At 68.7% G+C, this 6,385-nt stretch carries 5 protein-coding genes; 4 read left to right on the forward strand and 1 reads right to left on the reverse strand.

From position 1 onward, the window contains the following. The 3 genes from VHA72_RS06775 to VHA72_RS06785 form a co-directional block, all read left to right on the forward strand. Positions 1-202: hypothetical protein (locus tag VHA72_RS06775; RefSeq protein ID WP_325573685.1), on the forward strand; the 202-nt coding region annotated here is incomplete at its 5' end. A gap of 110 nt (positions 203-312) precedes the next feature. Then, entirely contained in the window at positions 313-996 is a 684-nt protein-coding gene (locus tag VHA72_RS06780) for a hypothetical protein (protein WP_325573686.1), read from the forward strand. Between the two features lie 83 nt (positions 997-1,079). Further along, positions 1,080-2,750, forward strand: coding sequence for an MDR family MFS transporter (locus tag VHA72_RS06785; protein ID WP_325573687.1), 1,671 nt, complete (start codon positions 1,080-1,082; stop codon positions 2,748-2,750). A gap of 73 nt (positions 2,751-2,823) precedes the next feature. On the opposite strand, the gene VHA72_RS06790 is transcribed toward VHA72_RS06785, so the two are convergent. Further along, positions 2,824-4,263: a carboxypeptidase-like regulatory domain-containing protein gene (locus tag VHA72_RS06790; RefSeq protein WP_325573688.1), complete on the reverse strand. Its 1,440-nt coding sequence runs from the start codon at positions 4,261-4,263 to the stop codon at positions 2,824-2,826. A 218-nt stretch (positions 4,264-4,481) separates the two neighbouring features. Between VHA72_RS06790 and VHA72_RS06795 the strand changes: the two genes are divergently transcribed. Then, on the forward strand, positions 4,482-6,385 hold a 1,904-nt coding region (locus VHA72_RS06795; protein WP_325573689.1), incomplete at its 3' end, for a TIGR03960 family B12-binding radical SAM protein.

Genomic DNA, 6,385 nt, shown 5'->3' on the forward strand with positions numbered 1-6,385 from the left:
CGACCTGCGGCTGGTCCTCGGCGCCGCCAACACCCAGCAGGACGAGAGGCACGCAGTGCGGCCCGACCCGGTGCTCTCCCCGGCGCAGCTGAGCACGGTCGCCCTGCTGCCGTGGTGGGACCGCACCCGGCTCCCGGTGGAGTACGTCGAGGCCGGTCGCCGGCTGCCGTCCTACGCCAGCCTGACGTCCTCGGGCGACTGAGCAGGGCCCGGCGCCGTACGGTGGCGTGCCTCCGGTCGGTGGTCCCCAAATGTGGGGATCAACGCGGCCGGACCGGCGCCCCGGACCGGTGACCTGGTCAGGTTCGAGCCATGAGGATCCGACGCCCCACCTACGCGGACGTGGCCGCCACGCTGGCCCTCGTCCTGGCTCTTGGGACCGGCGGCGCGTACGCCGCCGGCAAGATCACGGGGAAACAGATCGCAGCCAATGCGATCACCTCGTCGAAGATCAAGAACGGCACCATCGCGCCGGTCGATCTCTCCTCCGCCACGAAGCGGACCATGGCAGGACCCGCCGGCCCCGCCGGCGCGACGGGCGCGAGAGGCGCCACCGGCGCCACGGGCGCGACGGGTCCGGCCGGCTCCACCGGCCCGCGCGGCACCAGTGCTTGGGACACGATCCCCTCCGGCACCACCGTGACCGGTCGGATCTACACCGCCACCATCGCCACCGCGACCGGCCAGGCCGTCGTGGAGAACGTCAACCTGCCCGCGGTCGCACCCACCGGCCTGGACAACGGCCACGTCAACTTCGCGGCCGACTCCTCGACCACCACCACCGATGACGACGGGACGTGCACCGGCAGCTACGAGCAGCCGACCGCCCCGGCGGGGAAGGTGTGCCTGTACATGGGCTCCTCCAGCGGCCTGGGCAGCATCGTTGGCGATGCCTGGTTCGACCACGGCGGCGGCGCCTTCTACGTCGTCGGGACCACCACGGTCGACTCGGGCCAGGTCAGCATCTACGCGACCTGGGCCTACACCGCGCCCTGATCGCCGCGTCGGTCCGGCAGCGTCCGTCTGCGGGGTGGTCTCTGTTTGGCGATGGGGCGGAGGTGGGAGTAAGTTAGTTGCCGATGACAACCAATGACGCTACCGCCGCCCTACCGCCGGGCCACGCCGCTCCAGGTGAGTACAGCCACAAGCAGATCCTCACCATCCTCACCGGTCTCCTGCTCGGGATGTTCCTGGGCTCTCTCGACCAGACCATCGTCTCCACGTCGATCCGCACCATCGCCGACGACCTGCACGGCCTGAGTGCGCAGGCGTGGGTGACCACCGCCTACCTGATCACCTCGACGATCACCACGCCGATCTACGGCAAGCTCGGCGACCTGTGGGGTCGCAAGAAGCTGTTCATGTTCTCGATCAGCGTCTTCATCCTGGGCTCGGCGTTGTGCTCGTTCTCCACCTCGATGTACGAGCTGGCCGGCTTCCGCGCCTTCCAGGGCCTGGGCGCCGGTGGTCTGTTCACCCTGGTGCTCGCCATCATCGGCGACATCGTCAGCCCGCGTGAGCGGGCGAAGTACACCGGCTACTTCATGGCCACCTTCGGCACCTCGAGCGTGCTCGGCCCGGTCATCGGCGGCTTCTTCGCCGGTGCCTCCTCCATCCTCGGCATCGCCGGCTGGCGCTGGGTCTTCCTGGTCAACGTGCCGATCGGCATCGTCGCCCTGATCGTCGTCTTCCGCACCCTGCACGTGCACCACATCCGCCGGACCGCCAAGATCGACTGGTGGGGCGCTGTCGCACTGGTCGTCTGCCTGGTGCCGCTGCTGACAGTGGCCGAGCAGGGGCAGGAGTGGGGCTGGGGCTCGGGCCGCGCCCTCCTCTGCTTCGTCATCGGCGCGATCGGCCTGGTCGCCTTCATCGGTGCCGAGACCGCGATGGGCACCGGTGCGCTGATCCCGATGCAGCTGTTCCGGATCCGGGCGGCCTCGGTCACGATCGTGGCCAGCGTGATCGTCGGCATGGCGCTCTTCGGCGGCATGATGATGCTGCCGCTCTATCTGCAGATCGTGCACGGCGCGACGCCGACCGAGTCCGGTCTGATGATGCTGCCGATGGTGGTCGGCATGATGACCGCCTCGATGCTCTCCGGTCTGCTGATCGCCAAGACCGGCCGGCCGCGGATGTTCCCGATCTTCGGCTCGGCGATCTTCACCGTCGGCATGTTCCTGATGACCCAGGTCAGCGCGGACTCGCACCTGTGGCTGGTGATGATCTACATGCTCATCATCGGGTACGGCGTGGGTAACTGCATGCAGCCACTCATCCTCACCGTGCAGAGCGCCGTACCGCCGCAGGCGATCGGCGTGGCCACCGCCTCGGCCACGTTCTTCCGCCAGATCGGCGGCACCATCGGCGTCGCGGTGTTCCTCTCGATCCTGTTCAGCACCATGGGCGGCCACATCTCCACGGCGTTCAAGGACGAGACGCCCGCGATCCAGCACTCGATCTCGGCCGGCCAGCTCAAGCCGAACAGCGTCGACCAGAAGGTGCTCGCCGGCGACCCGGCGTTCGCCGAGGAGTTCAGCAAGGACTCCACGGTGATCAACCAGCTCAGCCCGCAGGTGTCGCACCCGTTCAAGGTCGGCTTCACCGACTCGGTCAACGAGGTCTTCTGGATCGTCGGCGGGATCGGCGTACTCGCCTTCCTGGTGCTGCTAGTGATGCCCGAGGTGGAGCTGCGGGCGACCTCAGCCGCTGCCGCGGCGGCTGCCGCGCGCGCCACCGCCGCGGAGTAGCGCCTCTGCACACAGAGACGACGGTGCCCCGCCCGGAGAGCCGGGCGGGGCACCGTGCTGCTGGCGAGGCGGGTCAGTGCTTGGTCTTCTTCTGGACCTTCTTCGCCTGCTTCTGCGCCTTCTTGACGGCCTTCTGGGCGGCCTTCTGCTCCTTGGCGAGGGCCTTGGCGACCTTCTGCTTGCTGGAGCCGCTGACCAGGTAGCCGTACTTGTCGTTCGCGGTGACGGTGACGGTCAGCTTCTTGGCCTTCTTGCCGTTCTTGAGCTTCTTCTTCCAGATCTTCTTGGTCAGCTTCAGCGAGGCCTTGTGGCCGATCGTCTTCTTGCCGACCTTCCAGGTGTAGGTGAAGGTCGTGTCGGAACTGTGGTTCCAGCTACCGTGGCCGACCTTCAGCCGTGCGCCGGCCTTGATGCCCTTCTTCGCCGTGACGAACGGCTTCTCGACGGCGTGGTAGGCGTTGGTCAGCGTGATGGTGCCGACCGACTTGGTCGCGTTGGCGCCGACCACGAGCTTCTTCGCGGTGGCCAGGGAGACCGCCTTCTTGCCGCCGTAGTAGCCGGCGACGAAGTTGTACTCGGTGCCGTACGCCTCCTGCGGCGTGGTGGAGCCGGTCGGCACCCAGTTCTTCCAGGTCGACCCGTCGGCGCGGACGTAGTAGGTGCCCGGCGGGACGTCGGCGCTGAAGTGGCCGGTCGCGTCGGTGTTGCTGTAGCCGACCGGGTTGCCGTCCTGGTCGTAGATGGTGACGTTGGCGTTCCAGTTGGCGCCGGCGGCCGGCAGCTTGACGGTACCGGTGACGGTGCCGTCGGCGGTGACCGCGCCGTTGACCACGGCCGGAGCCTGGCCGTACGCCGGCACGGTGAGCGCGGGCGCCAGCCGCTTCGAGGTGGTGCCGCCGTAGAAGAGCGACTGGTAGCCGTCGACGGTGAACTGCAGCTTCACGCTCTTGGAGTTGATGTCGTAGTCGCCGGGAGTGGAGGAGCCGTAGAAGTAGTAGGCGCCGTTGGGCTCGACCTGGGCCTCGTCGACGATCCGACCGGTGGCCGGGTCGTAGGCGTCGACCCAGCCGGAGTGCGCCGGGCCGTTGGGCGTGCTCACCGAGCCGGTCAGGACGACGCCGGTCAGGTCGGGCGTGTAGGCCTTCGGCGCGAGTGCGATCGTCGGGCCCGCGGCGTTCTGACCGGCGGCCGGGACGGTGACCGCCTGGGCGGTCGAGGTGGTCAGGCCGGTGGCGCTGGCGGTGATCGTCCAGGTGCCGCCGTCGGCGATCTCCCAGTCGTAGACGCCCACGACATAGTGGCCGAACCGATCCGTACTACCCGAGTCCGAGTCTCCCGACGTGCTCTTCACGGTGACGCTGGCGTCCACCACCGGATGCCCGGCGCTGTCGGTGACAGTGCCGATCAGGTAGCCCTCGTCGGAGTCCGCGTGCGCGGCCCCCATGCTGAGGCCGAAGGGGGCCACCAGGCCCACCGCGGTGACCGCCGCGACGGCGATCTTCTTCGTCTTCACAAGTGTCCCTCACTCGTCTGTTCAGGCCGGGCCCGAGCGCATCCGGCTTCGAATGCCCCGACTTCCCAAGGGACCGGAGCGCGAATTGCCTCGAAAGGCGGTCGGGATAGTCAGGTTGATTTGCTATCCCGGTGGGACTTCTCCCCGCGTCGTCTTCGGTCGAAACATCCGGATCCCGAACTCGGCGCATCGGCCGGTGCGGCGGTAGCATCGAGCGGGTGTCGAGCAGTGTCTTCCCCCGCCTCGAGCGGTTCCTCACCTCGGTCTCGAAACCGATCCAGTACGTCGGCGGCGAGCTGAACTCCACCGTCAAGGACTGGGGTGAGGATGCCGAGACCGTGCGTTGGGCGCTGATGTACCCCGACGCCTACGAGATCGGGCTGCCCAACCAGGGCGTTCAGATCCTCTACGAGATCCTCAACGAGCGCGACTGGATCGTCGCCGAGCGCACCTACGCGGTCTGGCCCGACATGGAGCGGGTGATGCGCGCCGGCGACGAGCACGGCCCGATCCCGCAGTTCACCGTGGACGCGCACCGGCCGGTGGGCGACTTCGACCTGTTCGGGATCAGCTTCTCCACCGAGCTCGGCTACACCAACATGCTCAACGCGGTCGACCTGGCCGGCATCCCGATCCACGCCGCGGACCGGGGGGAGAGCCACCCGATCGTGATCGCCGGCGGCCACGCCGCGTTCAACCCTGAGCCGATCGCCGACTTCATCGACGCGGCCGTGCTCGGCGACGGCGAGGAGGTCGTGCTGGCGATCTCCGAGGTGGTGCGGGAGTGGAAGCAGCAGGGCCGCCCGGGCGGCCGTGAGGAGGTGCTGCGGCGGCTGGCCGTCTCGGGCGGCGTCTACGTGCCCCGCTTCTACGACGTGACGTACGACGACACCGGCGCGATCGAGGCCGTCGTACCCAACCGCCCCGACATCCCCTGGCGGGTGCGCAAGCACACCCTGATGGACCTGGATGCGTGGCCCTACCCGGCCAAGCCGCTGGTGCCGCTGGCCGAGACGGTGCACGAGCGGTTCAGCGTCGAGATCTTCCGTGGCTGCACCCGCGGCTGCCGGTTCTGCCAGGCCGGCATGATCACCCGGCCGGTGCGCGAGCGTTCGATCAACACCATCGGTGCGATGGTGGACAACGGCATCCGCAAGTCCGGCTTCGAGGAGGTCGGGCTGCTCTCGCTCTCCAGCGCCGACCACACCGAGATCGGGGACATCGCGACCGGGCTCGCGGACCGCTACGAGGGCACCAACGTCTCGCTCTCGCTGCCCTCGACCCGGGTCGACGCGTTCAACATCACGCTGGCCAACGAGTTCTCCCGCAACGGCCGGCGCTCCGGGCTGACGTTCGCCCCCGAGGGCGGCAGCGAGCGGATGCGCGCGGTGATCAACAAGATGGTCACCGAGGACGACCTGATCCGCACCGTGGCGACGGCGTACTCCCACGGCTGGCGCCAGGTGAAGCTCTATTTCATGTGCGGTCTGCCCACCGAGACCGATGAGGACGTGCTCGCCATCGCCGACCTGGCGAAGAAGGTGATCGCCAAGGGTCGCGAGGTCTCCGGGCGCACCGACATCCGCTGCACGGTGTCGATCGGCGGGTTCGTGCCCAAGGCGCACACGCCGTTCCAGTGGGCCGCGCAGCTCGACGCGGAGACCACCGACGCGCGGCTGGCCAAGCTGCGCCGCGAGGTCCAGTCCGACAAGCGGTTCGGTCGCGCGATCGGCTTCCGCTACCACGACGGCAAGCCGGGCATCGTCGAGGGCCTGCTCTCCCGCGGGGACCGCCGGGTCGGGCGCATCATCGAGGCGGTGTGGCGCGACGGCGGCCGCTTCGACGGCTGGAGCGAGCACTTCTCTTATCAGCGTTGGATGTCCTGCGCCGAGGGGGCGCTGGCCGGCACCGGCGTCGATGTGGACTGGTACACCACCCGCGAGCGGGAGTACGACGAGGTCCTGCCCTGGGACCACCTCGACAGCGGGCTCGACAAGGACTGGCTGTGGGGCGACTGGGAGGACGCTCTCGCGGCCGGCCGCGGCGAGGCCATCGAGGTCGAGGACTGCCGCTGGACGCCCTGTTACGACTGCGGCGTCTGCCCGGAGATGGGCACCGAGAT

This window comes from Nocardioides sp., from assembly GCF_035547795.1.
Classification (GTDB): domain Bacteria; phylum Actinomycetota; class Actinomycetes; order Propionibacteriales; family Nocardioidaceae; genus Nocardioides.

Excerpts from the sequence above, each read along its gene's own strand:
- VHA72_RS06780 (WP_325573686.1), top strand. The coding sequence starts at position 313 with ATGAGGATCCGACGCCCCACCTACGCGGACGTGGCCGCCACGCTGGCC.
- VHA72_RS06785 (WP_325573687.1), top strand. The coding sequence starts at position 1,080 with ATGACAACCAATGACGCTACCGCCGCCCTACCGCCGGGCCACGCCGCT.